Annotated in this window: 22 protein-coding genes, 1 tRNA gene and 1 riboswitch; of the genes, 8 read left to right on the top strand and 15 right to left on the bottom strand. The window is 65.1% G+C overall.

Features of this window, described 5'->3' with window-relative positions; all coding sequences use genetic code 11:
• Window position 1: 1 nt before the first annotated feature.
• The 3 genes from EI545_RS07235 to glpD are packed head-to-tail and all read right to left on the bottom strand — an operon-like array spanning window position 2 to window position 3,766.
• Window positions 2–1,075, bottom strand: coding sequence for an ABC transporter ATP-binding protein (locus EI545_RS07235; RefSeq protein ID WP_125324849.1), 1,074 nt, complete (start codon window positions 1,073–1,075; stop codon window positions 2–4).
• Complete coding sequence (locus tag EI545_RS07240) at window positions 1,076–2,164, bottom strand: ABC transporter ATP-binding protein (protein ID WP_125324850.1); 1,089 nt, start codon at window positions 2,162–2,164, stop codon at window positions 1,076–1,078.
• Between the two features lie 9 nt (window positions 2,165–2,173).
• On the bottom strand, window positions 2,174–3,766 hold the full coding sequence (glpD, locus tag EI545_RS07245; protein ID WP_245990324.1) for a glycerol-3-phosphate dehydrogenase: 1,593 nt from the start codon (window positions 3,764–3,766) through the stop codon (window positions 2,174–2,176).
• Window positions 3,767–4,016: 250 nt separating this feature from the next.
• Here glpD and EI545_RS07250 point away from each other — a divergent pair, with 250 nt between their 5' ends.
• Both EI545_RS07250 and EI545_RS07255 read left to right on the top strand, forming a co-directional pair.
• A complete protein-coding gene (locus EI545_RS07250) occupies window positions 4,017–4,784 on the top strand; it encodes a DeoR/GlpR family DNA-binding transcription regulator (protein ID WP_125324852.1) in 768 nt (255 codons plus the stop codon).
• Window positions 4,785–4,962: 178 nt separating this feature from the next.
• Entirely contained in the window at window positions 4,963–5,832 is an 870-nt protein-coding gene (locus EI545_RS07255) for an SH3 domain-containing protein (protein ID WP_125324853.1), read from the top strand.
• 159 nt (window positions 5,833–5,991) lie between these two features.
• Here the strand turns inward: EI545_RS07255 and EI545_RS07260 are convergent.
• The 3 genes from EI545_RS07260 to EI545_RS07270 form a co-directional block, all read right to left on the bottom strand.
• Window positions 5,992–6,067 (bottom strand) — tRNA-Ala (locus EI545_RS07260).
• 70 nt (window positions 6,068–6,137) lie between these two features.
• Complete coding sequence (trxC, locus tag EI545_RS07265) at window positions 6,138–6,584, bottom strand: thioredoxin TrxC (protein ID WP_125324854.1); 447 nt, start codon at window positions 6,582–6,584, stop codon at window positions 6,138–6,140.
• Window positions 6,585–6,656: 72 nt separating this feature from the next.
• Window positions 6,657–6,974, bottom strand: coding sequence for a DUF3775 domain-containing protein (locus EI545_RS07270; protein WP_125324855.1), 318 nt, complete (start codon window positions 6,972–6,974; stop codon window positions 6,657–6,659).
• Window positions 6,975–7,153: 179 nt separating this feature from the next.
• On the opposite strand from EI545_RS07270, the gene EI545_RS07275 reads away from it, so the two are divergent.
• Window positions 7,154–7,792, top strand: a complete 639-nt coding sequence (locus EI545_RS07275; RefSeq protein WP_125324856.1) for a hypothetical protein — start codon at window positions 7,154–7,156, stop codon at window positions 7,790–7,792.
• A gap of 51 nt (window positions 7,793–7,843) precedes the next feature.
• Here the strand turns inward: EI545_RS07275 and gcvP are convergent, their stop codons facing one another.
• From gcvP to gltX, 5 genes are all read right to left on the bottom strand, one after another.
• Entirely contained in the window at window positions 7,844–10,684 is a 2,841-nt protein-coding gene (gene gcvP, locus EI545_RS07280) for an aminomethyl-transferring glycine dehydrogenase (protein ID WP_125327280.1), read from the bottom strand.
• Window positions 10,685–10,786: 102 nt separating this feature from the next.
• Window positions 10,787–11,146 (bottom strand): glycine cleavage system protein GcvH, encoded by a 360-nt coding sequence (gene gcvH / locus EI545_RS07285; RefSeq protein ID WP_125327281.1) that lies wholly within the window; start codon window positions 11,144–11,146, stop codon window positions 10,787–10,789.
• A 9-nt stretch (window positions 11,147–11,155) separates the two neighbouring features.
• Complete coding sequence (gene gcvT / locus EI545_RS07290) at window positions 11,156–12,274, bottom strand: glycine cleavage system aminomethyltransferase GcvT (RefSeq protein WP_125324857.1); 1,119 nt, start codon at window positions 12,272–12,274, stop codon at window positions 11,156–11,158.
• Between the two features lie 166 nt (window positions 12,275–12,440).
• Window positions 12,441–12,540, bottom strand: a riboswitch (glycine riboswitch).
• Window positions 12,541–12,620: 80 nt separating this feature from the next.
• Window positions 12,621–14,045 carry an MATE family efflux transporter gene (locus EI545_RS07295; protein WP_245990325.1) on the bottom strand — a complete coding sequence of 475 codons (1,425 nt, stop codon included), beginning with the start codon at window positions 14,043–14,045 and terminating at the stop codon, window positions 12,621–12,623.
• A gap of 109 nt (window positions 14,046–14,154) precedes the next feature.
• Entirely contained in the window at window positions 14,155–15,495 is a 1,341-nt protein-coding gene (gltX, locus tag EI545_RS07300; protein WP_125324858.1) for a glutamate--tRNA ligase, read from the bottom strand.
• 205 nt (window positions 15,496–15,700) lie between these two features.
• Here gltX and EI545_RS07305 point away from each other — a divergent pair, with 205 nt between their 5' ends.
• The 3 genes from EI545_RS07305 to EI545_RS07315 all read left to right on the top strand — a co-directional run bounded on the left by EI545_RS07305 (window position 15,701) and on the right by EI545_RS07315 (window position 18,261).
• Window positions 15,701–16,111 (top strand): metallopeptidase family protein, encoded by a 411-nt coding sequence (locus EI545_RS07305; RefSeq protein WP_125324859.1) that lies wholly within the window; start codon window positions 15,701–15,703, stop codon window positions 16,109–16,111.
• 115 nt (window positions 16,112–16,226) lie between these two features.
• On the top strand, window positions 16,227–17,159 hold the full coding sequence (locus EI545_RS07310) for an MBL fold metallo-hydrolase (RefSeq protein WP_125324860.1): 933 nt from the start codon (window positions 16,227–16,229) through the stop codon (window positions 17,157–17,159).
• A gap of 154 nt (window positions 17,160–17,313) precedes the next feature.
• Window positions 17,314–18,261 (top strand): 1-phosphofructokinase family hexose kinase, encoded by a 948-nt coding sequence (locus EI545_RS07315; RefSeq protein WP_125324861.1) that lies wholly within the window; start codon window positions 17,314–17,316, stop codon window positions 18,259–18,261.
• A 127-nt stretch (window positions 18,262–18,388) separates the two neighbouring features.
• On the opposite strand, the gene EI545_RS07320 is transcribed toward EI545_RS07315, so the two are convergent.
• Complete coding sequence (locus EI545_RS07320) at window positions 18,389–18,775, bottom strand: hypothetical protein (protein WP_125324862.1); 387 nt, start codon at window positions 18,773–18,775, stop codon at window positions 18,389–18,391.
• Window positions 18,775–20,439 (bottom strand): NAD+ synthase, encoded by a 1,665-nt coding sequence (locus EI545_RS07325; protein ID WP_125324863.1) that lies wholly within the window; start codon window positions 20,437–20,439, stop codon window positions 18,775–18,777. Before EI545_RS07325 ends, EI545_RS07320 begins: the two co-directional genes overlap by 1 nt.
• 151 nt (window positions 20,440–20,590) lie before the next feature.
• On the opposite strand from EI545_RS07325, the gene EI545_RS07330 reads away from it, so the two are divergent.
• Entirely contained in the window at window positions 20,591–22,075 is a 1,485-nt protein-coding gene (locus tag EI545_RS07330; RefSeq protein ID WP_125324864.1) for an MORN repeat-containing protein, read from the top strand.
• A gap of 368 nt (window positions 22,076–22,443) precedes the next feature.
• The gene (locus EI545_RS07335) at window positions 22,444–23,037 is read left to right on the top strand and encodes a hypothetical protein (RefSeq protein ID WP_125324865.1); all 594 of its coding nucleotides are present in this window, start codon (window positions 22,444–22,446) and stop codon (window positions 23,035–23,037) included.
• A gap of 421 nt (window positions 23,038–23,458) precedes the next feature.
• Here the strand turns inward: EI545_RS07335 and EI545_RS07340 are convergent, their stop codons facing one another.
• Window positions 23,459–24,982 (bottom strand): cryptochrome/photolyase family protein, encoded by a 1,524-nt coding sequence (locus tag EI545_RS07340; protein ID WP_125324866.1) that lies wholly within the window; start codon window positions 24,980–24,982, stop codon window positions 23,459–23,461.
• A complete protein-coding gene (locus EI545_RS07345; RefSeq protein ID WP_125324867.1) occupies window positions 24,976–25,635 on the bottom strand; it encodes an SDR family NAD(P)-dependent oxidoreductase in 660 nt (219 codons plus the stop codon). Before EI545_RS07345 ends, EI545_RS07340 begins: the two co-directional genes overlap by 7 nt.
• Window positions 25,636–26,009 lie beyond the last annotated feature (374 nt).

Genomic DNA, 26,009 nt, shown 5'->3' on the forward strand with positions numbered 1-26,009 from the left:
CTCAGCCCCCCATTGGCGCGACGCGCCAGTCGTCTGCGTAGACGTTGATCTTGCCCGCCGCGAAGGTCACGCGCGCGCCGTCTGCGGGAACGGTGACACCTTCGGGCAGGATTGCGTTCAGGGGCTGGCCCTGCAGTTCGGCCCGCACGATCCGGTGGCGGCCCACGTCTTCGACCCGCTTCACGGTCACCGGCAGACCTTCATCTGACAGCGTCACATATTCCGGCCGGATGCCGATCTGGGTGCGGCCCGTTGTTGGCCCATAGGCCGCACCCAGCGGCACCGAGACACCTTGCAGGTGTGCCTCGGACCCGGTGACTTGCGCATCAAGAAGGTTCATCCCCGGCGAGCCGATGAAGTACCCCACGAATGTATGCGCTGGCGTCTCGAACAGCTCTTCCGGCGTGCCCATCTGGACGACGCGGCCGTCATGCATGACCACGACCTTGTCGGCAAAGGTCAGCGCCTCGGTCTGGTCATGGGTGACGTAGATCATCGTATGCCCAAACTCGCGGTGCAGCGATTTCAGCTGGGTCCGCAACTCCCACTTCATGTGGGGGTCGATCACCGTGAGGGGTTCGTCGAACAGGATGGCGTTCACGTCTTCACGCACCATGCCGCGGCCAAGGCTGATCTTCTGCTTGGCATCGGCGGTCAGGCCGCGCGCCTTGCGGTCAAGGATGGCCTCCATCCCGATCATCGCGGCGATCTGGTCAACACGGCGGGCGATGTAGCCCGCGTCCATGCCCCGGTTCCGCAGCGGAAAGGCAAGGTTCTGGCGCACGGTCATCGTGTCGTAGACGACCGGGAACTGGAACACCTGCGCGATGTTCCTTTCCGTCGTTTCGGCATCGGTCACGTCGCGATCACCGAACAGGACGCGGCCCTGCGACGGGCGGACAAGGCCAGAGATGATGTTCAGCAGCGTGGTCTTGCCGCAGCCCGAGGCACCCAGCAGCGCATAGGCGCCGCCGTCTTCCCAGACATGGTCCATTTCCTTGAGCGCAAAGTCGGCTTCGCCCTTGGGGTTGGGCAGGTAGCTGTGGGCAAGGTTGGAAAGCGTGATCCGGGACATTCAGGCCGCCATTGCATAAGGGGCGGGGGCGGCAAGGCGGCCCGCACTGTCAAACAGATAGACATGCGTCGGATCAAGGTAGATCGACACCGGCGCGCCCGCATCAAGCGGATGGACGCCGTGGACAAGCCCGACCCAGCGGTCCGACCCATGGTCAAGGTGGACAAAGGTTTCCGACCCGGTGATTTCGGTGGCGGCGACCTTGCAGCGGAATTCCACCGAGTCGCCGGAATGGCGATTCAGCGTGATGTGATTGGCGCGGAAGCCCGCCAGATAGCTGGCGTTCGGCAAGTCCGACAGGCTGGCCGCGGCAGGCGCATGGGCCACATCGGCAAAGGTCAGGCGCTGGCCATCCTTGCGGCACGGCACAAAGTTCATCGGCGGGTCGCTGAACACCCGGGCGGTCTGCGCATCGGCCGGCAGGCGGTAGACCTGCGGCGTGGGGCCGAATTGCGTGACGCGACCTTCCCACAGGGTTGCGGTATTGCCGCCCAGCAAGAGCGCCTCTTCGGGTTCGGTGGTGGCATAGACGAAAATCGCGCCCGACGCCTCGAATATCCGGGGGATTTCAATCCGCAACTCTTCGCGCAGCTTGTAGTCAAGGTTGGCGAGCGGTTCGTCCAGAAGCACCAGCCCCGCGCCTTTGACCAGCGCCCGGGCCAGCGCGCAGCGCTGTTGCTGGCCGCCCGAAAGCTCCAACGGTTTCCTTTGCAGCATGGGCGTCAGGCGCAGCATGTCTGCGGTTTCGCGCACGGCGCGGTCAATTTCGGCCGTCGATTTGCCCATCAGGCGCAGCGGGCTGGCGATGTTTTCATACACGCTCATCGCCGGGTAGTTGATGAACTGCTGATAGACCATGGCGACCTTGCGGTCCTGCACGCGCTGGCCGGTCACGTCCTTGCCCTGCCAGTGGATGCGCCCGGTGGTGGGTTGGTCAAGCCCCGCCATCAGGCGCATCAGGCTGGTCTTGCCCGAAAGGGTGGGGCCCAGAAGCACGTTCATCGTGCCGTTTTCCAGTGTCAGATCAAGAGCATGGATATGCACCCGCCCTGCGACCGACCGTGAGACCCCTTGCAGTTCCAGCGTCATCCCCGCCCCCTATTCCGCCGCCGGGCTGATCGCCCGGGACGCGGCATCCGCCATGAAGCGGTCAAGCCGCGTGATCTGATCTGCCGTCAGCCGCAGGCCAAGCTTTGACCGGCGCCAGACCACATCGGCTGCGGTCGCGGCATATTCGCGCGACATGAGCCAACGCACCTCGGCCTCGGTCAGGGTGGCGCCGAAATCCTGACCCAGCGCCTCGGCCGACCCGGCTTTGCCAAGGACGGTGAACGCCTCGGTCCCATAGGCGCGGATCAGTCGGCCGGCCCAATAGGGCGACAGGAACGGGTATTCAGCGGCCAGTTTCTTGGTCAGGGCGGCCACGCCATCATGCGGGAAATCACCGCCGGGCAAGGTGACACGGGCCGTCCAGGCCGGTTTGGCCTGCGGGAAATACGGGGCCAGCTTGGCCAGCGCGGATTCCGCCAGACGGCGGTAGGTGGTGATCTTTCCACCGAAGACATTCAGCAGCGGCGCGCCCGTGGTATCAAGGCTAAGGACATAGTCCCGCGTCGCTGCCGTGGCGGACTTGGCACCGTCGTTGTAAAGGGGGCGGACGCCGGAATACGTCCAGACCACATCGTCTTTCGTGACCGGCTTGGCGAAATACTGGCTGGCGAAGGCGAGCAGGTAATCGCGTTCCTCATCGGTACAGACGGCCTCTTTCGGGGCGCCGGTGTGGTCCTTGTCGGTGGTGCCGATCAGGGTGAAGTCCTGTTCGTAGGGAATGGCGAAGATGATGCGCCCGTCGGACCCCTGGAAGAAATAGCAGCGGTCGTGGTCGAAAAGCTTTTTCGTCACGATATGGCTGCCGCGCACCAGCCGCACCCCTTCGGAGGAGTTGATGCGGGCCACGTTGCGGATCACATCCTCAACCCATGGTCCACCGGCATTGACCAGCGCGCGGGCGCGGTGCTGTTCGCGGCCATGCGGGCCTTCGGTGGTGATCTGCCACAGGTTCCCTTGACGTTCGGCAGTGACGACCCGGGTCCGCGTCATGATGCGCGCGCCCCGTGCAGCGGCGTCACGGGCGTTCAGGACGACAAGGCGCGAATCTTCGACCCAGCAGTCGGAATATTCAAAGGCTTTGCGGAAGCCGGGCTTCAGCGGCTTGCCCGCCGGGTCGCGCGTCAGGTCAAGGCTGCGGGTCGCGGGCAGGATCTTGCGGCCACCCATCGTGTCATACATGAACAGCCCCAGCCGGATCAGCCAGTCCGGCCGCCGACCCTTGGCCCAGGGCATCACCCAGCGCAGCAGGCGTGAGGTGGGGGTCGTCGTCTCGAACCGCATGTCGGGCGACAGGGGCAGCACAAAGCGCATCGGCCAGCTGATATGTGGCATGGCGACGAGGAGGGTTTCACGTTCCTCCAGCGCCTCACGCACAAGGCGGAACTCGAAATACTCAAGATAGCGCAGGCCGCCATGAAACAGCTTGGTCGAGGCCGAGGAGGTGCCCTGCGCAAGGTCGCCCTGTTCGGCCAGCGTGACCGACAGACCACGACCGGTGGCGTCACGGGCGATGCCGCAGCCATTGATCCCACCGCCGATGATGAAAAGGTCGCTGACGACCTCAGCCTGTACGTCTGTCACTTGGGTTCCTCCCCCGGGCACAACTCTGCCGATTGTCACAGGTCCGTCAACGGCTTTCTTTCGTTTTGGCGCGCTTTTTTGAAAAACGAACATCTGCGCGCAACCAGGCCTGAGAATTGCCGCAACTGCAGCGTCAAGATGCTGCAAGCGCAAATAAACGAAAAACGCCGCGTGCAAGAAAAGCCGCTGACAGGCGTGGCTTCGCGTGGCAAAAGACGGTCAACCGGCAAAGCGTAGGGAAGGATGTCTGGTGGCGCTCAATTTCCGGCAGACCGAAATCCTGGAACTGGCCCGTGCCGAAGGCCGCGTGATGGTCGAAGACCTTGCCCAGCGCTTTGACGTGACGCTGCAGACCATCCGGCGCGACCTGTCAGACCTTGCCGATGCGGGCCATCTGGACCGGGTGCATGGCGGGGCCATGCTGCGCACCGGTGTCACCAACATCGGCTATGAGGCGCGGCGGCGGATGAACGAAGGCGCCAAGGCCGCCATCGCCCGGGCCTGTGCGGCGTCAATCCCGGACAATTGCAGCCTGATCCTGAACCTTGGCACCACGACCGAAGCGGTGGCGCATGAGCTTTTGGGGCATCGCAACATCACGGTCATCACCAACAACATGAACGTGGCCAACATCCTGGTGGCCAACCCCGGGTGCGAAATCGTGGTGGCCGGTGGCGCGCTGCGCCGCACCGACGGCGGGCTGGTGGGCGAGTTGACCACCCAGTTCTTTGAGCAGTTCAAGGTCGATTACGCGGTGATCGGTGTGTCCGCGCTGGACCGCGACGGCGACCTTCTGGACTTTGACCTTGCCGAAGTGCGGGTGTCCAAAGCCATCGTCCAGCAGTCGCGCAAGGTCTATCTGGTGGCCGACCATACCAAGCTGGACCGATCCGCCCCGGCACGGCTGGCATCCCTGTCCGAGATTGCGACCCTGTTCACCGACCTGCCCCTGCCCCCCGACCTGATGCGCAAATGCGAAGCCTGGGGCACCGAAGTGCGCGTGGTCGACGCTGGATAACCTTACGGCTGCTTCGGGTGGGGCGCCATGCCACGGGCAGACAGCGGCCTTGCCCATGCGCTTTGGTCGCGTGCGGGACCAGCGGCGCAATCCTTTTCGCGGTCTTGGGCTTGGATGCTAGACTTTCGTGATCTGAGGTTTCTGTTCGATTCGGGGCTTTTTGAATTGGGGGCTTGGCATGTACCGCACAGGTCTGGGGTATCTTCGTGAGGGCGTCCTTCTAAGTATCTCGGCCTTTCTGGTCGTGCTTTGGCTTACCGCATCCGCAGGACATTCCCAGGTGTCCGAACGCGCCGAACCGGTGACCGGCCCCGGGGTCGTGACAATTGGCGGGATCGCCTCGAATTCCCGGATCAACGTGCGCATCGGCCCTTCTGTCATCTTCCCCGTCGCGGACACCCTTGGTTACGGGACACGGGTGCGAAAGGGATTGTGTGTCGGTGGAGGCAGTGCCGAATGGTGCCAGGTCGAAACGATGGACGGCAGGGTGTCGGGCTATGTATCGGCCAAGTACCTTGTCGAGGGAGCCGAAAGACCGACCGAAGATGATCTTGCGGGCGGACCCGACTATTGGGAAGTGAAGGGCCTTGCATCAAACGAACGGCTGGGCGTCCGGCTTGAACCGCGGTCAGGGTCCACAGTGCTTGCCACGCTGAGGAACAACGAGATTGTCCGGAACCTTGGCTGCAAGATGACCGGTGCGGTGCGCTGGTGTCGCGTGCGGTCGCTGACGGGCATGGATGTGACAGGCTGGGTTTCGGGCCGCTACCTGAAAGAATCGCGGGGTCCGATCGCGATCCAGCCCCCGGTCGGCGGGGGTGGTGGGGGCAGTCTCTATACCGTCGCCGGGCTTGCCGCGGGCGATACCCTGAACGTGCGATCAAGGGCATCGACCCAAGGGACGGTCATTGCCCGGCTGGCACAGGGTTCCAAGGTGCGGAACCTTGGGTGCGAGCAATCCGGACAAACGCGCTGGTGCCAGATCAGGACGACCGGTGGCGTCGAGGTCACCGGCTGGGTCAATGCCAGTTACCTGCGGGCCAACTAGTCAGAGGCGCGGTTTCGGCGATGGTTTGCAGGGCCTTGACCGCTGGTCAACCTTGCGACGGTTGACGGGGCGATGCGACATGGAAGGCCCGGGTTAGGGGGGACAGACCTGACCCCAGCTGGGCCTCTGTCTGTGTTCGCAATCTTGGCTGTTAATCTTTGGTGGAGCAGAGGGGGATCGAACCCCTGACCTCGTCATTGCGAACGACGCGCTCTCCCAACTGAGCTACTGCCCCGACGTTTCGGGTCCAAAGACCAGCGGCGGTTTCGCGCATCGGGCGGGTCTTGTCAAGCCACCGACGGGCGTCACCCCGTGCTGTGCTGCCGCGCGAAGGCGATGATGTCGGCCGCCGGACGTGCGCCGGCAAGGCGTGCCACCTCGCGTCCGCCCTTGTAAAGGATCAGCGCCGGGATGCCGCGAATCCCGGCGCGGGCCGAGATCTGGGGGTGGTCTTCGGTGTTCAGCTTCATCAGCCTGACCGATGGGGCCAATGCCTTGGCGGCCTTGGCAAATTCGGGGGCCATCATCCGGCAGGGGCCACACCAGGGCGCCCAGTAGTCGATCAGGACCGGCAACCCGGCCTCCTTCGTGACCTTGTCATGCGTCGTGGCGTCCAGTTCGGCAACCTGGCCATCCACCAGCGCCGCCCCGCAAACTCCGCATTTCGGGCCTTCGGCCAGACGGGACATGGGCACCCGGTTTCCCTGACCACAGGTCGCACAGGTCAGCTTTACGGCTTCGGCAAGGGCCATCACACACCTCATATTCCATTTTCGCTAGATATGTGAGCCGGGGCGGGCAGCCACAAGCCCCCGGCGCGGGGGTCAGAGAAAATCTTCCTCTTCGCCGGCCACGTCGATGCCAAGCGCATCCAGCCCCGCCTCAAGGTTTTCGGCCAGATGTGGCATCCCCATCAGGTAATCGGCCGTCGGAGTCGTCGCCTCACGCGTTGCGGTGGACAGAGCCTCGTCGAAATCCTCGGGCTCGAACGCGCCGCGGCCGACCCAGGCGATGGCGGTCAGCTGGGCTTTCTCCTCATCGTTCAGGGCATCGATGAAGGCGTGAAGCTCTCCGGCGCCGACATCCGCCTCGCGGGCAAGGAAGATGACATGGACAACCGTGGCGGGGGTGATTTCCAGCATGGCCCGGACCCTTCCCTAATGACGCTGACCCATGGTCGCGCAGACCGGACCCCGGCGCAAGCTGTGTCTCAGCCCCGGACCATCAGCGAAGGCCGACACTGGACTGCGGAAAGCCTGACTTGCGCAAAGGGCCCGTGCGCGGCAAGTCTAGCGCAACGACACCCATGCAGGATCTGCCCATGCGCGCGCTTGCCCTTGCCACTGCCCTGTTCCTGATACCGGCTGCCCCCACTTTGGCCGAGGAGATTCCCGGCACCCAGTTCTCCTCCGGCTTCTGGGAAGGGGCCGCGCAGACCGACAGCAGCGGCGGCTTTTCGCATTGCGATGTCTCGGTCGGCTTTACCAACGGCGAAACCCTGTGGATGGGGCTTTACGCCAATGACACGCTGTCGGTGCTCTTGTCGCACCCGAACGTGCGCTTCCGGACCGGACAGACCTTTGACAGCTGGCTGATGCTGGAGGTGGGCCTGCCCACCAAGGGCGTGTCCGAAGCCTGGGACGAAGCCTTTGCCGGCATGACGCTGGAGGGGATCGACGCCTCGATCGACTTTCTGACGCAAGGCCAGTGGCTGCGTCTCTTGGGGATCGGCATCGACGACGCCTATGACGTCACCGGCATCACCGAGGCCCTTACCCTCGCGCGGGACTGTCATGCACGGCAGACCGGTGGCGTTGCTCCGGGCAAGGCCCCGCCGCCGCCGAAAGTGCCGGATCTGAAGCCCAAGACCGGCTCGGCGGGCGGCCTTGGTGGCGGTGGCGGGCTTGGCACCCGGCCCGGCGGGGCGCTGGGGACACCGGCCCCGAAACCTGCACCATAAGGAAAAGGCCCGGGCGATCCCCGGGCCTTGTTCGTTTCTGCAAGGGCATGCCTACTCCGCCGCTTCCATATAGCTTTCGACCGGCGGGCACGTACAGATCAGGTTGCGGTCGCCAAAGACGTTGTCCACCCGGCCAACGGGGGGCCAGTACTTGTCCACCCGGAACGCCCCCGGCGGGAAGCAGCCCTGTTCGCGGCTGTACTTCCGGTCCCAGGCTTCGGTCACCAGTGCTGCCACCGTATGCGGGGCGTGGCGCAGGGGCGATTCCTCGGCCGTGATCTCGCCCTTTTCCACCGCAGCGATTTCGGCGCGGATGGCCAGCAGGGCGGTGATGAAACGGTCGATCTCGGCCTTGGTCTCAGACTCGGTCGGCTCCACCATCAGCGTTCCGGCCACCGGCCAGCTCATCGTGGGGGCATGGAACCCGTTGTCGATCAGGCGCTTGGCGATGTCGTCCACCGTGACCCCCACCTCGGCGAAGGGGCGGGTGTCAAGGATGCACTCATGCGCCACCCGGCCCTTGTTGCCCATGAACAGGATGGGATAGCTGCCCGCCAGCCGCGCCGCGATGTAGTTGGCGTTCAGGATCGCCACCCGCGTCGCCTGGGTGCAGCCCGGGCCGCCCATCATCAGGCAGTAGGCCCAACTGATCAGCAGGATCGACGCCGACCCATAGGGAGCCGCACTCACAGCGCCATCGCCCCCGGTTTCCGGATGCCCCGGCAGATGCGGCGCCAGATGCGCCTTCACGCCGATCGGCCCCATCCCCGGCCCGCCGCCGCCATGCGGAATGGCAAAGGTCTTGTGCAGGTTCAGGTGGCTGACGTCGCCGCCAATCTCCCCCGGTTTCACCAGCCCGACGAGGGCGTTCATGTTCGCGCCGTCGATATAGACCTGCCCGCCATGGTCATGGGTGATCTTGCAGATGTCCTTCACCGTCTCTTCGAACACCCCATGCGTGGACGGATAGGTGATCATACAGGCGGCCAGCCGGTCCCCCGCCGCCGCCGCCTTGGCGCGGAAGTCTTCCACGTCCACATCGCCATTCGGCGCGGACTTGACCACCACAACCTCCATCCCGGCCATCTGGGCGCTGGCCGGATTGGTGCCATGGGCCGAGGTCGGGATCAGGCAGACCGTCCGATGAGCGTCCCCGCGTGACCGGTGGTAGGCCTGAATGGTCAGCAGCCCCGCATATTCCCCCTGCGCGCCCGAGTTCGGCTGCATCGACATCGCGTCATAGCCGGTGATCTCGCACAGCTTGGCGGAAAGGTCGTTGATCGCCTCGGTATAGCCCGCCGCCTGATCCTTCGGCGCAAAGGGGTGCAGGCTGCCGAATTCCGGCCAGGTGATCGGCATCATCTCGGCCGCTGCGTTCAGCTTCATCGTGCAGGACCCCAAGGGGATCATCGCGCGGTCAAGTGCCAGGTCACGGTCAGACAGGCGGCGCATGTAGCGCATCATCTCGGATTCTGCGCGGTTCATGTGGAAGACCGGGTGGGTCAGATACTCGGTGGTGCGCAGCATCGTCTCGGGGAACCCAAGCGAGGCGCGGTGCGGCGGGACACCGTCGATGCCGAAGGCCTTCAGCACCCGCACCAGCACGCGTTCATCCGTCGTCTCGTCAAGGCTGATGCCGACACGGTTGGTGCCGATCTTGCGGAAGTTCAGCCCCTCATTCCGGGCAGCGGCAAGGATTCCGGCCTGCCCCACCCCAACCTCGACCGTGATCGTGTCGAAGAAGGCCTTCGGGTCGACCTTGGCCCCCGCCGCCTTCAGCGCCCGCGCAAGGCGTTGGGTCAGGAAATGCACCCGCTCCGCAATCGCGCGCAGGCCCTTGGGCCCGTGGAAGACCGCGTAGAAGCTGGCCATGACGGCCAAAAGCGCCTGCGCCGTGCAGACGTTGGACGTCGCCTTTTCCCGCCGGATATGCTGCTCCCGCGTCTGAAGCGACAGCCGATACGCCTTGCCCCCCTGCGCATCGATGGACACGCCGACGATCCGCCCCGGCATCTGCCGCTTATGCGCATCCTTCACCGCCATGAAGGCCGCATGCGGCCCGCCATAGCCCATCGGCACGCCAAACCGTTGCGCCGATCCAACCGCGATATCCGCCCCCATCGCGCCCGGTTCCTTCAGCAGGCACAGCGCCAACAGGTCCGTCGCCATGATCGCCACTGCCCCCACCGCGTGCAGCGAGGCGATGCGCTGGGTAAAGTCGGTCACATGGCCATAGCTGCCGGGATACTGGAAGATCGCCCCGAACACCTTGGACGGGTCAAGCGTGCGAACGTCATCCTCGATGATCTCGATCCCCAAAGGCAGCGCCCGGGTGCGGATGACGGCAATGGTCTGCGGATGGCAGAAGCGGTCAACGAAGAAGGCCTTGGCCTTCGACTTTGCCACCCGTTCCGCCATGGTCATGGCTTCCGCCGCCGCCGTCGCCTCATCCAGAAGGCTCGCGTTGGCCACATCAAGCCCGGTCAGGTCGCAGACCATGGTCTGATAGTTGAGAAGCGCCTCAAGCCGCCCCTGCGCGATCTCGGGCTGATAGGGGGTATAGGCCGTGTACCACGCCGGGTTTTCCAGAATGTTGCGCTGGATCGCCGGGGGGGTCACCGTGCCGTAATAGCCCTGCCCGATCAGGCTGGTCATCACCCGGTTCTTCGCCGCCACCTCTTTCATCTTCGCCAAAAGCTCATGCTCGGCCAAGGGTGCCCAAGTCAGCGGCTTTGCCTGCCGGATCGACGCGGGGATCGTCTGTTCGATCAGTTCATCCAGCGTGCGCACGCCAACCGTGTCCAGCATCTCGGCCATCTCGGACGGCGAGGGGCCGATATGGCGGCGGTTGGCGAAATCGTAGGGGTTGTAGTCGGTGGGGGTGAAGGTCATTGCGGATACCTCGGGCATGGGGCGAACAAATTCCTTCGAAGGAATTTGCAAAACTTTTCGAAAAGTTTTGCCCGGCACAGTCCTGCACCGGGCTTTGAAGCCTCAGCTGACCAGATCCAGATACTCGTCCTCGTCCATGAACTGGTCGAGCACGCTCAGATCATCCAGCTTCATCTTGAAGAACCATGCCGCCCCCGTCGGGTCTTCGTTCACCAGCGCCGGCGCATCGACCAGCTTGGTGTTGACCGAGACGATCTCGCCATCGACCGGGGCAAGGATGTCGGACGCCGCCTTGACGCTTTCGATCACGCAGACCTCGTCACCTTCGGCAACCATGGTCTCGGTTTCCGGCAGTTCGACGAAGACCACGTCGCCCAGCTGGGTCGCGGCATGTTCGGTGATGCCGACAACGACAAGGTCACCCTCGACGCGCAGCCATTCATGATCCTTGGTGTATTTCATCATCTTGCCTCAACGCTTGTAGCTGGTGGGATGGAAGGGAAGGTCAGAGGTGGTCAGGGGCAGGTGCTTGCCACGCACCTCGCCCAAAAGCTGGGTGCCGGGGGGCGCGAATCCAAGGGCGACATAGCCCATCGCAATCGGTGCAGCGACAGACGGCCCGAAACCGCCCGAGGTTACGCGGCCTACCGGCGTTCCGTCCGGGGCAAAGACCTCGACCCCCTCGCGCATCGGGACCCGGCCTTCGGGGCGCAGCCCGACACGCAAACGCTCCGGCCCGGTGGCAAGTTCCCCCAGGATGCGCTCTGCCCCCGGAAACCCGCCTTCGCGCGCGCCGCCCGCCCGGCGGGATTTCTGGATCGCCCAGATCAGGGCCGCTTCCACCGGACTGGTGGTGGTGTCGATGTCATGGCCATAGAGGCAAAGCCCCGCCTCCAGCCGCAGCGAATCCCGCGCGCCCAGACCGATTGGCTCGACACCCGGCTGCGCCAGAAGGGTGCGGGCAAAGCCCTCGGCCCCGGCCATCGGGATGGAAATCTCGAACCCGTCCTCACCCGTGTAGCCCGACCGGCTGACCCAGACGTCACCCATCACCCGGTGATCCATGAAGCGCATCGCCGCGACACCCGGCAGCAGCGCCTCCAGCGCCGCCTCGGCCCCCGGCCCCTGCAGCGCGAGCAGCGCGCGGTCGGTAACAGGTTCGACCGAAACGCCCGGCATCATCGCGATCATATGGGCGATGTCCTCGGCCTTGCAGGCCGCGTTGACGACCACATACAGATGATCGCCCCGGTTGGTGAACATCAGGTCATCCAGAATCCCGCCCTGGTCGTTGGTGAACAGCCCATACCGCTGCCGCCCCTCCGCCAGCCCCAGCACATCCACCGGCATCAGCGCCTCGAAGGCCAGCTTCAGGTCATCCATCGTGCCCTTGGGCCGCAAGATCACCTGCCCCATATGGCTGACATCGAACAACCCGGCCGCCGCGCGCGTGTGCAGATGTTCCTTCATCACGCCCGCCGGGTACTGCACCGGCATCTCATAGCCGGCGAAGGGCACCATCTTGCCCCCAAGTTCCACATGCAGGTCATGCAGCCCCAGCCGTTGAAGCCTGTCGTCAAGGTCGGCCATTGCCGCCCCCTCCCCGTCTGGCCAGCGCAAACTGGCACCGTCAGGCAGGCTGATCCCTGCCCTGCGATGCCCCCTCTGTCCTTGCACCCCCGCCTGAACGGTTTCGTGCGCCTGAGATCGTTATCCCTTCGGCGTCCCGGTTGTCCGGGAACTCTCCAGAGTGTCGTTGCCAGAAACGGTCCCTTGCGCCTGAGAGTTTACCGGGGCGGTTGCTCCTTCGGCACCGTCGGGCATTGCGGCCCGCCGGATTCTCCCGAACCTGACGCCTGATGGTTAGCCCATCGCCCCGCGTCGCGGCAAGGGGCAATCGGAATGCGACGGTATGCGGACCGCAAGCGACGCGGGCTCAGGCCCGCCGTTCGCCGGGGCTGGCGACCGGTTCGGCCTCAGGCGCAGATGGCGCAACATGTGGCGCACCGGACCGTTGGCCCTGCAGCGCCACGGCGGGCGACCGGATCGCCAGCAGCGCCAGCCACGCGGCGGCAAGGCCAAAGACAACGCCCCCAAGCGCCTGGCCGATCAGCACACCCTGCGCGCCCCAGATGCCGCCCAGCCACAGGGCCAGCGGGATCGTCCCCACGGTATGGCGGCCCCAGTTCACCACGGTAGACCAGAACGGCCGACCAAGGTTGTTGCAGACCGCATTGCCGACAAAGATCATCCCGTTGAAGAACCACAGCAAAGCCAGCGGCCCGCAGAAAAGATAGACCAGATCGCGCGTCAGCCCTTCGGCCTGAAAGGCGTCGGCAATCGGCGCGCGCAACAGAAACAGCACCCCCGAGACGACAAGGATCACCAACCCGGTAAAGATCAGCCCATCGAGGAACGCCCGCCGCACCCGGTCCATCCGCCCCGCGCCAAAGTTCTGCCCGATGATCGGCCCCATCGCCCCGGACAAAGCAAAGATCACCCCAAAGGCCACCGGGGTAAGCCGCCCCGCAATCGCCATCCCCGCCACCGCCGCCTCGCCATAATCCGACGTCGCGCGGGTGACAAAGGCCTGCCCCACCGGGGTCGCCACCTGCGTCAGGATCGCCGGCACCGCAATCGCCCAGATCGGCCCCATGTCGGCCACCACCTGCCCCGGCGTCGGTCGGTCAAACCCGCCGTATTTCGCGGTGATCGGCCGCAGCGCCATCACCGCAATCACCACCCGCGCCGCGACCGATGCGATGGCCGCCCCCGTCAGATCCCAGCCAAAGCCAAAGATCAGGATCGGGTCCAGCACCGCCGTCACGAGCGCGCCCCAGACCGTCGCCATCATCGCCGCCCGCGCATCGCCATGGCTGCGCAGGATCGCCCCGCCAATCATCCCCACCATCAGCAAGGGCTGCGACGGGATCACGATTGCCAGGAAATCCACCGTCAACTCCGCCGTCCGCCCCGTGGCCCCCAACAGGGCCACCAGCGGCTCCAAGGCCAGCCAGACCACCGCCGCAAACAGCGACCCGAACACGAACCCAAGGACCAGCCCCGTCGTCGCCCGCGCCCGGGCCGAGGCCGGATCCCGCGCCCCCAGCGCCCGCGCCACAAGCGCGCCCACGGCAATCGACATCCCGATGCCGAAACTGGTGGTGAAGAACAGGATCGCCCCGGCATAGCCGATCGCCGCTGCAAGCTCGGCCTGCCCAAGCATGGCGATGTACAGCATGTTGATCAGGTCGACGACAAACACCGCCATCAGCCCGACGGACGAGGTCAGCGCCATCACCGACACATGCCGGAACAGGTTTCCCTCGACAAACTTCGCCTGCCCGCCCGGCCCAGCCATCAGCCCATCACTCCTTTAGAAAAAAGGCCTGACCAGCCCTTTCTCTTCCAAAAATATCCTCGGGTGGGTCCGGGAGGGCAGACAGCCCTCCCGGGGGCCAGCACAAGGCTCAGACCGTGGGGACCCTGCGCAACAGCGGCATCACATCCGCCATCTCCGGCCCGGCATCCCGGCCCGTCAAGGCCCGGCGCAGCGGGCGGAACAGGTCCTTGCCCTTGCGCCCCGTTGCCTCCTTCACCGCCGCCGTCCACTCGCTCCAGGTGGCTTGCGTCCACGGCTGCGCCGGCAACAGCGCCAGCGCCTCGCGCACAAAGTCGCGGTCCGCGTCATCCACCACCGGCTCGGCCCCGTCGCGGAAGAGCTGCCACCAGCCCTCCAGATCGGCCAGAACGGTGATGTTGCCCTTGGCCACCGCCCAGAACGCCTCGGCCATGTCGTCCGGCACGCCCAGTTCCGCAATCCGCGCCTGCACCGCCGCGAAGGGCAGGCCCTGCACATGGTGGCGCGTCAGCGGAAACAGATCCTCGGCATCGAATTTCGTGGGCGCAGACCCGAAGGACCCCACGTCGAACCCCTCGATCAGCTCCTCCATCGACCCCACCAGTTCAACCGGCTTGGACGACCCCAACCGCGCCATCAGAGACAATAGCGCCATCGGCTCCACCCCCCGCGCCCGCAGGTCGCGCAAGGACAGCGTTCCCAGCCGCTTGGACAATTCCTCGCCCCCTGGCCCGGTCAGCAGCGAATGGTGGGCAAAGACCGGCGGCACCCCGCCCAGCGCCTTCATGATCTGGATCTGCGTCGCCGTGTTCGTCACATGGTCCGCGCCACGCACGATATGGGTGACCCCCATGTCCACGTCATCGACCGATGAGGCGAAAGTATAAAGGACCTGCCCATCCGCCTTGATCAACACCGGGTCCGACACCGACCCCGCGTCAATCGACACATCGCCGATGATCCCATCGGGCCACTCGATCCGCTCGATGTCCAGCCGAAAGCGCCAATAGCCTGCCCGCCCCTCGGCGCGGTAGGCCTCCTTCTCGGCTTCGGTCAGCTTCAGCGACGCGCGGTCATAGACCGGCGGGCGCCCCATGTTCAGCAGTTTCTTGCGCTTCAGGTCCAGCTCGACCGGCGTCTCGAAACACTCATAGAACCGCCCCGCCGCGCGCAGCGCATCTGCCGCCTCGGCATAGCGCCCCATCCGCAGCGACTGCTTTTCCACCCGGTCCCAATGCAGGCCCAGCCAGTCAAGATCGGTCATGATCCCGTCGGCATATTCCTGTTTCGACCGTTCCTGATCGGTGTCGTCCAGCCGCAGGATGAACTGGCCGCCGTTCTTGCGCGCGATCAGGTAGTTCATCAGCGCCGTGCGCAGGTTGCCCACATGGATCCAGCCAGTGGGCGAAGGCGCGAAGCGGGTTGTGACGGTGGACGATGTGGTGGACATGTGGGGGCTCCTTCAAGCGCACCTCCCTGTCACATGGCCCCGCAATTGTCCAGTTTCCGCACAGTGTGCGGACCGGGTGGTCCCGGTCACCGCTGGTCGCGGCTTGCCCCGCACCGCCGCCCGCCGATCCGGCCCGCCTGCATGCCACGCCCAATGCCCTGCTGCCCCCCTTCCCCCGCACCCCTGCAGCCCCTATCTTCCCACCATGACAAACCCCGCCCCCTCCAGCATCGCCCCCAGCCTCGCCCTGATCGAACAGCTTGCGCATGAGGCGGTGTCGACCCTGCCCGAACCGTTCCGCGAACCGGCAACCCATGTCCGCCTGCGGATCGAGGAGTTTCCGGATGACGAGATGGTTGAGGAACTGGGCCTGAACGACCCGTTCGAACTGACCGGCCTTTACGAAGGCATCCCGCTGACCGAGAAATCCGTTTCAGACCAGCCGACCCGCCCCGATGTCATCTGGCTGTTCCGTCGCCCGATCCTTGATGAATGGGCCGACCGCGGCAATGTGTCGATCGGTGACCTTGTCACCCATGTCGTCATTCACGAACTCGCGCACCACTTCGGCTGGTCTGATGAAGACATCGCCCGGATCGATCCGTGGTGGGAATGACCGGGCACAATGCACAAGACCTGTGCAGTCCTGCACCGCCCCTGACGCAGCCGTTACCGGACATTGCGCGCATCTGACCTAACATTCTGCGCGGAACAGCAGAATGGAGGATAGCATGACCACTTTTTCCCGCCGTCAGGCGCTTGCCGCGGGCGTCGCGATGCCGCTTGCCGCCGCGTTCGTGTCGCGCCCTGCCTTGGCGAATGCGCCGCTGCAGGGGTCCGGCTTCGCCCCCTGGAACCGCTTCAAGCTCGGCTCTTTCGAGGTGACCACCCTGCTTGCGGGCACCCGCGCGGGCGACAAGCCGCAGGAAACCTTCGGCACCAACGCGACACCTGAGGATTTCGCCGCCCTGTCCGCTGCAAACTTCATTCCCGCCGACATGACGCAGAACTTCTTCACGCCCACCGTCGTGAACACCGGCGCTGAACTGGTGCTGTTCGACACCGGTCTGTCCGCCGAAGGTACCCTTGCCGCGATGACGGCCGCTGGCTTCACCCCCGATCAGGTGGATGTCGTCGTCCTGACCCATATGCACGGTGACCATATCGGCGGCCTGATGGGCGCGGACGGCACCACCCCGACCTTCGCCAACGCCCGCTATGTCACCGGGTCGGTCGAGCACAACAACTGGTCCGCCGCGGGGAACGAAGGCTTCGACAAGAACGTGAAGCCGCTGAACGACAAGATCACCTTCCTTGACGATGGCGGCAGCCCGGTCTCTGGCGTCACGGCGATGCTGGCTGCGGGCCATACCCCTGGCCATATGATCTACATGGTCGAATCCGACGGCCAGCGCCTTGCGATCACCGCCGACACGGCGAACCACTATGTCTGGTCGCTGCAGCGCCCGGACTGGGAAGTGCGCTTCGACGCCGACAAGGCCGCCGCCGCCGCGACCCGCAAGCAGGTGTTCGGCATGATCGCCGCCGACCGTATCCCCTTCATCGGCTACCACATGCCCTTCCCGGGCGTGGGCTTCATTGAGGCGCAGGGCGAAGGCTTCCGCTATGTTCCGGCCAGCTATCAGTTGCTGCTGAACGGCTGACACCCGGACCAAAATCCTTCGAAGGATTTTGCAAAAGTTTTCGAAAACTTTTGCCCCCAGCCTGCCCCAACCCTGCCCCCGGCGCCCCGCGTCCGGGGGCAGTTCCCTTTCCGGCGAAAGGTCTTATGCTAGCGGTAACACGAACAGGTGCCGCATGACCCAAGCCCCCATCCTCACCCTGACGCTCAACCCCGCGCTCGACATGGCGACCGAGGTTGCCGACATCATCCCCGGCCACAAGCTGCGCTGTTCCGAACCGCAGCTTGATCCCGGCGGCGGTGGCCTGAACGTCAGCCGCGCGATCAAGGCGCTGGGGGGTGACAGCCTTGCACTGGTGGCCATCGGCGGATTGACCGGCGACCGTCTTGCCGGCCTGATCCGGGGCGAAGGCGTGACCTTCCTGTCCATCCTCGGCCCGGGTGAGACGCGCCAGTCGCTGACAGTCAACGAAGCCTCGACCGGCAAGCAGTTCCGCTTCATGCTCCCCGGCCCCACCTGGGGCGAGGCGGAACGCGCCCGCGTCTTCACCCTTCTTGGTGCAACCGCGCGGCCCGGCGGCATCTCGGTCATCTCCGGCAGCCAGCCGCCCGGGGTGCCAGTGGACTTTCCGGCGCAGCTTGCCGCGTCGATGCCCGAAAGCCGTGTGGTGCTGGACACCTCGGGTTCCGCCCTGACCGAGGCGGTCCGCCACCCGATCCCCGGCCTTGAAGTCTTGCGGATGGACGGCGAAGAGGGTGAGGCGCTGGCCGGTCGCCCCCTGCCCACGCTGGCCGATACTGCCGAATTCGCCCAGTCACTGGTGCACGCCGGGGTCGCCCGCATGGTCATCATCGCCCGGGGTGCCGAAGGCAATGTGCTGGCCGACGCGCAGCACCGCGTCTTCGCCAAGGCGGCGCGCGTCAAGGTCAAGTCCACTGTCGGCGCGGGTGACAGCTTCGTCGCGGCCTTCGTCCTTGCCCTGTCGCGCGGTCAGTCGAATGACGAGGCGCTGGCGCTCGGCTCTGCCGCCGCCTCGGCGGCCGTGATGAGCGACGCCACGCAGTTGTGCCGCCCCGAAGACGTGATGCGCCTGCTGCCGGAATGTGCGGTGACAAAGGTCTAGCCGATGTCTTCGAAGACATCGAACCGGAGCCTTCCAAGGCTCCGGACCGGACTTTTCGAAAAGTCCGGATGCACCTCAGTGTCAAGCTAGCGCGGAACCGGGCAGGTCTGCAGCGGTCGATCCTGCCTTACCGGCAAAACCCCGCCACCGCTTCGCCTTGGTGCCGGACCTTTCCGGCCAGACCCATCGCGTCGATCCAAACGCGCATCGCGTCCGAGATCGGGCCGAAGAAGGTGATCTCCTCAAGCTCCGCCGCCGCACGCAGTGCCGCCATTTCCGGCCAGCCCATCGCCAGATCATGGTGCCCAACCCAAGCCTCGGCGTCGCGATAGCGCACGACGGCCTGCCCTTCTTCCGACCCTTCAGTGCAAAAGAACCGGTAGTCCAGCACGCCCCGGTGCCCGTCACGCTGAACCCGCCTTACAAGTGCCGTGGTAGCGGTCAGGAACGCTTGCCGCCCGGACACAAGCCGGTAGCGGTTGACGACAGTGATCCCAATCCCCGCCATCATCATCAAGCCCCGCTGTCGTCCCGCCAGCGGTTGACGATGGGATAGCGCCGGTCCAGCCATAACGCCTTTTGCGTCAGCCGGACCCCAGGCGCGGACTGGAAGCGCTTGTATTCCGCCAGATACAGCAGGTGCTCCACCTTCTTCACCGTGGCCCGGTCAAAGCCTTGCGCCACGATCTCGGCGACGGACAGTTCCTTTTCCACCAGCCCTTCCAGGATGGCGTCCAGCACCTCATAGGGCGGCAGGCTGTCGTCATCGCGCTGGTTGGCCCGCAACTCGGCACTTGGCGGCCGGTCAATGATCCGCGCCGGGATGACCTCGCCCGCAGGGCCCTTCATCCACGGCCGGTGGTGTTCATTCCGCCAGCGCGCGGTCAGGAACATCCGGGTCTTGTACATGTCCTTGACCGGGTTGTAGCCACCGTTCATGTCGCCGTAGATCGTGCAGTATCCCACCGCCATCTCGGACTTGTTGCCCGTGGTCAGCAGCATCTCGCCAAACTTGTTCGACAGGGCCATCAACATCACGCCCCGCAGGCGGGACTGGATGTTTTCCTCGGTGATCCCCGGCTCCGTCCCCGCGAAAAGGGGCGCCAGCGCGTCACCCACCGCCTCTTGCGCCCCGGAAATCGGCACCGAGTCATAGCGGCAGCCCAAAGCCTTCGCCGCCGCCGTGGCAAGGTCCAGCGATTCCTGGCTGGTGAACTCCGACGGCAGCATCACGCAGCGCACATTCTCCGGCCCCAAGGCATCCACCGCCATCGCCGCGACGATGGCGCTGTCGATCCCCCCCGAAAGGCCAAGCAGCGCCTTTTTGAACCCGGTCTTGCGCATGTAATCGCCCAGCGCAAGGACGCAGGCCCGGTAATCCGCCTCGCCAATCGGCGGGATGTCATGGATCTCACCCGGGTCAGCCTCCCACCCCTCCGCCCCCCGGCGGAAGGTGACCAGTACCAGCGTCTCGTCAAACTGCGGCAGTTGCGCCATCAGCCGCCCACCCGGGTTCAGCACCATGGATGAGCCGTCAAACACCTGGTCATCCTGCCCGCCCACCATGTTGAGGTAGACCAGCGGCAGCCCCGTCTCCACCACGCGGGACACCATCAGGTTCAGCCGCAGGTTCGGCTTGCCCCGGTGGTAGGGCGAGCCATTGGGGATCAACAGGATCTCCGCCCCCGTCTCGGCCAGGGTTTCCGCCACGTCGGGGTGCCAGGCATCCTCGCAGATCGGCGTGCCGATCCGCACGCCATTCACCACATAGGGCCCATGCACATCGGCCGAGGTGAAGATGCGCTTTTCGTCAAACACGGCATCATTGGGCAGGTGGTGCTTCAGCACGCGGGCGCTGATCCTGCCGCCCTGCAGGACGTAGTAGCCGTTGTACAGCCTGCCGCCCATCACCACCGGCCCGCCGACCCCCAGCGCCGGGCCATCGGCGCACTCAGCCGCCAAAGCCTCGACCGCCGCCACGGCTGCGCGGACAAAGGCCGGCTTCAGGATCAGGTCCTGCGTCTGGTAGCCGGTGATGAACATCTCGGTCAGGGCCACCATGTCGGCCCCGGCCTTGCGCCCCGCGTCCCATGCGGTCCGCGCGCGGTCCAGGTTCCCCGCAATATCGCCCACCACCGGGTTCAACTGCGCCAGCATCAAACGGAACGTGTCGGTCATCGGGGCCCCCATCACATCGCCTTGTTCTAGCAGACTGACGCCCAAGGGAAAGCCGCCCCGCCCACCTGACCAAAGCTTGACCTAGCGCGGCTTGTCACACCCCCATCGCGCCCTTACCCTCCCCTCCTGACCGAACCCTCGGGAATCGCCCATGCGCCGCCTTGCCTTGATCTTCTGCCTTGTCGCCCTTCCGACCCTTGCCCCCCCGGCCGGGGCCCAGGATGGCGAGGTGCTGACCAAACAATACGACGACGGGTCGGTCTATGAAGGCACCTTCCTGAACGGCCGCCAGCACGGTACCGGCACCTACCGCCTGCCCTCAGGGTTCGAATACACCGGCGACTGGATCGAGGGCGAGATTGTCGGCCAGGGCATCGCCCGCTATCCCAATGGCTCGGTCTACGAAGGCGCTTTTCTGAACGGTCAGCCTGACGGGCGCGGCAAGATCACCGCCCCCGATGGCCGCACCTATGAAGGTGACTGGGTTCAGGGCCAGATGACCGGCCAAGGCACCGCCCGCTATGCCAATGGGTCGGTCTACGAAGGCAGTTTTACCAACGGCGTCCACAATGGCCGGGGCAAGCTGACCAACCCGTCGGGCTACACGTACGAAGGCCAGTGGGTGCTGGGGGCCAAGCAGGGCATCGGCAAGATCACCTACCCCGATGGCGCGACCTACGAAGGCACGCTGGTCAAGGGCCAGCGCGCCGGGCAGGGCGTGCTGACGATGCCGGACGGTCTGATCTATGACGGCGACTGGGCCGAGGGTCAGATCAACGGCGAAGGCCGCCTGACCCAGCCGAACGGCGATGTCTACGAAGGCGCCTTCGTCAACGGCCAGCGCGAAGGCCGGGGCCGCCTCACGCATGCCAACGGCGATGTCTATGACGGCGGCTGGGTCAAGGACCGCCGCCACGGCACCGGCACCTTCACTGCCGCCGATGGCTTCGAATACGAAGGTTCGTGGGTGGAAGGGCGGATGGAAGGCACCGGGTCCATCACCTATCCCGATGGCGCGGTCTATGTCGGCGCGATGCGGGCCGACCAGCCAAACGGCACGGGTGCGATCACCTATCCCGACGGCTCCACCTATCAGGGGGTGTGGGCGGCGGGCCTGATCAACGGTCAGGGCCGGTCAACCTATGCCGACGGCCGGGTGTATGAGGGGGCGTTCCGCAACGCGCAGCCGCATGGCACCGGCACGATGACCCACCCCGACGGCTACCGCTATGAAGGCGACTGGCTGGATGGCCAGCGCGAAGGCGTGGGTGCTGCGGTCTACCCCGATGGCAGCCTGTACAAGGGCAGCTTCAAGGCCGGGCTCCGCGATGGCGAGGGTGAGTTCACCACGACAGACGGTTTCCGCTACGTCGGCCAATGGGTCGCCGGCCAGATCGAGGGGGAGGGCATGGCCACCTATCCCGGCGGAGACGTCTATGTCGGCACCTTCAAGGCCGGCCGCCGCGAAGGTCAGGGCACCCTGACCTACGCCAGCGGCGACGTGGCCGAAGGCATCTGGCAAAACGGCATCCTGACGGCACCGCCGGCGGCGGCGGAGGGGGCTGAAGTTCCCGCCGTTGACGCCCCCGCCGAAGTTGGGGCGCCAGCGGAAGACAGCCCCGCGCCCAACCCTTGACGGGCCAGGAGGTCACCCAGTGCTGTTCAGACCTGCAAAGGCGTGTTTGAGAAGCCCGTTGAAAGTTGGCGCGACAATAGTCGCCATCGGTCTTCCGCTGGAACTCGCAAGATTTTTTTCTCGGTAATCCAATCTGTGTTTATTACGTTATTGCCCCGTTTTTGTACGTATCAATGTCTGCCTTCTTCTTTTCACTCTGGCAGTCACAAAATGGAACGGGAAAGAACGGCAAATGATGAATAAACTAAATTGCCGGCCTGTGTAACTTGGCGCTGTGATGTACCGCATATGCTTACTCCCCGGTAGGGCTAGCGGCAGAACCAAATCGCAAGATATGTCGCCACATCGAAGACAAGGTTCTTTGGAAGATGGATCATAAGCACCTTCGCTTCGTCGACAACGAACCATTCCAGTTTCAGACCTATCCAGACCGTGACACCTCACGGGTAAATCGCTACGTCTCTGAAACTGGCCTCACATTCTGGTTTGATGCGGTCACGGAATGTGTGGTGACATCTGACCCTGGCCTGTTTCTTCAGGTGATCTTCAGGGCTGACCTGGGAAACATTCAAAGACTGTTGATCCTTAACATCGCTGGCCGCAAAATTCAGATTTCAGCCGAGCAACTGACAGAGCATTCCGGCGTTCCAGGGATCCATTCAAAGTTTCACTGGATCATCGAAGATATTGGAAGGCCATTGGTCTACTACACCGGCTGGGACGATGCTCGCCAAGGCATCAAGCGACCGCACGATCAAAGACATCAGAGACTCACGAATTCTGATGGCTTTGAAACAGCGGCGCAGCAGGAAGTCGCTCTTGCATTCGTTCTGGCCGCGCTGGGGAGATATGGAAACGTGTTTTCCGGGTCGCCAGCATACGGCCTCGACATTCCCGCCAACGTTGATCTGTCAGACGAACTCAAAGAACGAATTTCTGCAGGAAAGCTCATTTCGGTTTGAGCAAAACGTAGGGTGGGTGCCAACCCACCGCTTCGATATGCACAATACGCCACATATGTCCCAAAAGAGCCCGACCAGTCCAAAGCCCCTGACGAACACCAGCGTCCCCGTCAAGGACGCAGCGCGTTCCTAACACATCATCCCAAACAGCCTGCACTTCCCGCCCAAAAGGGCCGTCTGGATGGGCGCCAATCAATCGCTGTATCATCCCCGGCCATCACACCTGTTGTCCCAAGCCCTACAGCCCCGCGCACAGTCAAAGGCCCAACCTGCACCATATCGCAATCCGCCCCATCTCAGTCCCGACCACCGGCTCAGTCCGCAAAGTACCAGCCGCCCCACAACTCCCTAACAGCTCGCTAACGCCCCTCTCAACCCCTTGAAAGATAACACCCTCTCTCCCTGTCCCTGCCCGGGACAGCTAAACGACCTCCCCCCCATCCAGCCGTTCCAGCACCCTTGCGGCCCCCGCCAGAACCGCCTCCCGGTGCCCCGCCTCCATCCCGTCCCAGACCCGGTACATCTGCCCCATCCGCGGGTTCGACCGGAACCTTTCGCGGTGCCGGTCAAGGAAGTGCCAGTAAAGCAGATTGAACGGACAAGCCCCCTCACCCACTTTGACCTTCACCTTGTAGGCACAGGCCCCGCAGTGGTCCGACATCCGGTCGATATAAGCGCCGGAGGAGACATAGGGTTTCGACCCCAGCACCCCCCCATCAGCAAACTGGCTCATCCCCAGAGTGTTCGGCGCCTCGACCCATTCGAAGGCATCGATGTAGACCGACAGATACCATTCATGCACCGCGCCCGGGTCCACCCCGGCCAGGAGGGCGAAATTCCCCGTCACCATCAGCCGCTGGATATGGTGAGCATAGGCCAGATCCCGCGTCTGCCCAACGGCGGCCTTCATGCAGGCCATCCGCGTCTCGCCCCCCCAGAAAACCGCAGGCAAGGCACGGGAGTGGCCCAGCGCGTTCCGCGTCAGATACCCCGGCCCCTCCAGCGCCCAGATGCCCCGCACGAATTCGCGCCAGCCGATGATCTGGCGGATGAACCCCTCCGCCGCCTGGATCGGCACCCTGCCCGCCTTCCACGCCGCCTCGACCGCCTCGCACACCTCCAGCGGCAGGAGGAGCCCAAGGTTCAGATAGGGCGAGATCAACGCATGGCTCAGGAACGCCTCGCCCTCCAGCATCGCGTCCTGCTCGTCACCGAACCGAGGCAGGCGGTCGGCCACGAACTCGGCCAAGGCGGCCAGCGCCCCGGCCCGGTCCGTCGCCCAGCGGAACGGGCGTAGCCGCCCGAAGTGGGGGAACCGCGCCTCGACCAGCGCCAGCACGTCCTCCACCACCGCATCCGGCGTTGCATCACGGGGACGGGGGCGCAGCAGGTCCGCCTTCGCCGGTTTGCGGTTGTCGTGGTCAAAGTTCCACTGGCCCCCGGCGGGCTTGTCCCCGTCCATCATCAGCCCGGTCTTGCGCCGCATGTCGCGGTAGAACCACTCCATCCGCAGCTGCTTCCGCCCCGCAGCCCATTCGGCGAACTCGGCGTCCGAGGCGATGAAGCGGTCATCCTCCAGCACCGTCACCGTCAGCGGCAGCTCCTCCAGATCGCGCAACAGCCGCCATTCGCCGGGCTTTGTGGCCAGCACATCCCCCGCGCCGAACTCCGCCGCCCGGCGCAGCACTTCCCCGGTGATCGTCTGGCTGTTCTCCGGATCGTCAAGCCGCGAATAGGCCACACGCCAGCCCTCCGCCTCCAGCCCCAGCGCGAACTTCCGCATCGCGGCAAGGATCAGCGCAATCTTCTGCGGATGGTGGGGAACGCTCGTCCCCTCGCCCATCACCTCGGCCATCACCACCACGTCGCGGGCCTTGTCGGCAGCCTTCAAGGCCGCCACCCCCGGCGTCAGCTGGTCGCCCAGAACCAGAACCAGCCTCACCACGGCACGACCTTCCCTTGCCAGTCGTAGAACCCGCCCGTGTCGGCTGGTCCCAAACCCTCCAGCACCCGCAGCAGATGCCCCGCCGCCTCCTCCGGCGGCATCGCCGGGTGCCCTGCGCGATGCGCCGGGGCGAGGTCGGTCGCCACCGTCCCCGGATGCAGACTGACCAGAACCGAGTGCGGATGCGTCCGCGTCGCCTCGACACTCGCCGTTCGCACCAACTGGTTCAACGCCGCCTTCGCCGCACGGTAGCCGTACCAGCCGCCAAGCCCGTTGTCCCCGATCGACCCCACCCGCGCCGACAACACCGCCAAGCGCGACACCCGGTCCCGCGGCATCAGGCGCAGCGCATGTTTCATCACCAGCGCCGGCCCGATCGCATTCAGCGCAAACTGCGCCGCAAGGCCATCCGCCGTCACCGCCTTCAATGACTTCTCCGGCCCCACGCCGCCCAGCACCAGCGCCCCGGTGGCCACCACCACCAGATCGAACAGCCCCTCCAACCGCCCCAAAGCCGCCGCGACCGACGCCTCATCCGTCACATCAAGCCCATCGCCCCGCCGCGACAGCCCCACAACCTCACCCCGCGCGGCCAGCGCCGCCATCAGCGCCCCGCCAATCCCGCCTGACGCCCCGATCACCAAAGCCCGCATCACCACCTCCTGACCGCGAGGCCTCAGATAGCCCGCCCCCCGCGCGCGACCACAGGCTTGCTCTTTAGCCAAATACTCCCGCCGGAGGCTCCGCCCTTGCAGCCGACCCGCCGTGTCAGGCCCATTCCCCGGCAGCGCCGTCTGCGGGGTCTCGATGGCCCCGCAGACGGCCCCCCGTTTCAGGAAAATTCCCCTTCCCTTCGCCGGATTCCTTCGTATGATCCAGCCATGACCAAGGCACACCACATTCCTGCCGCCGCCGGGGCCGCTTTGCGCCCTGCGATGACCCTTGGCCTCCTCCTTCTTAGCCGCCTCTGAGCGTGCCCCCGGGCGCGACCGCTCAGAGGTGAACAGCGCCCAAACGCACCAAGGCT

The organism is Tabrizicola piscis (genome assembly GCF_003940805.1).
In the GTDB taxonomy this organism is placed as follows: Bacteria; Pseudomonadota; Alphaproteobacteria; order Rhodobacterales; family Rhodobacteraceae; genus Tabrizicola; species Tabrizicola piscis.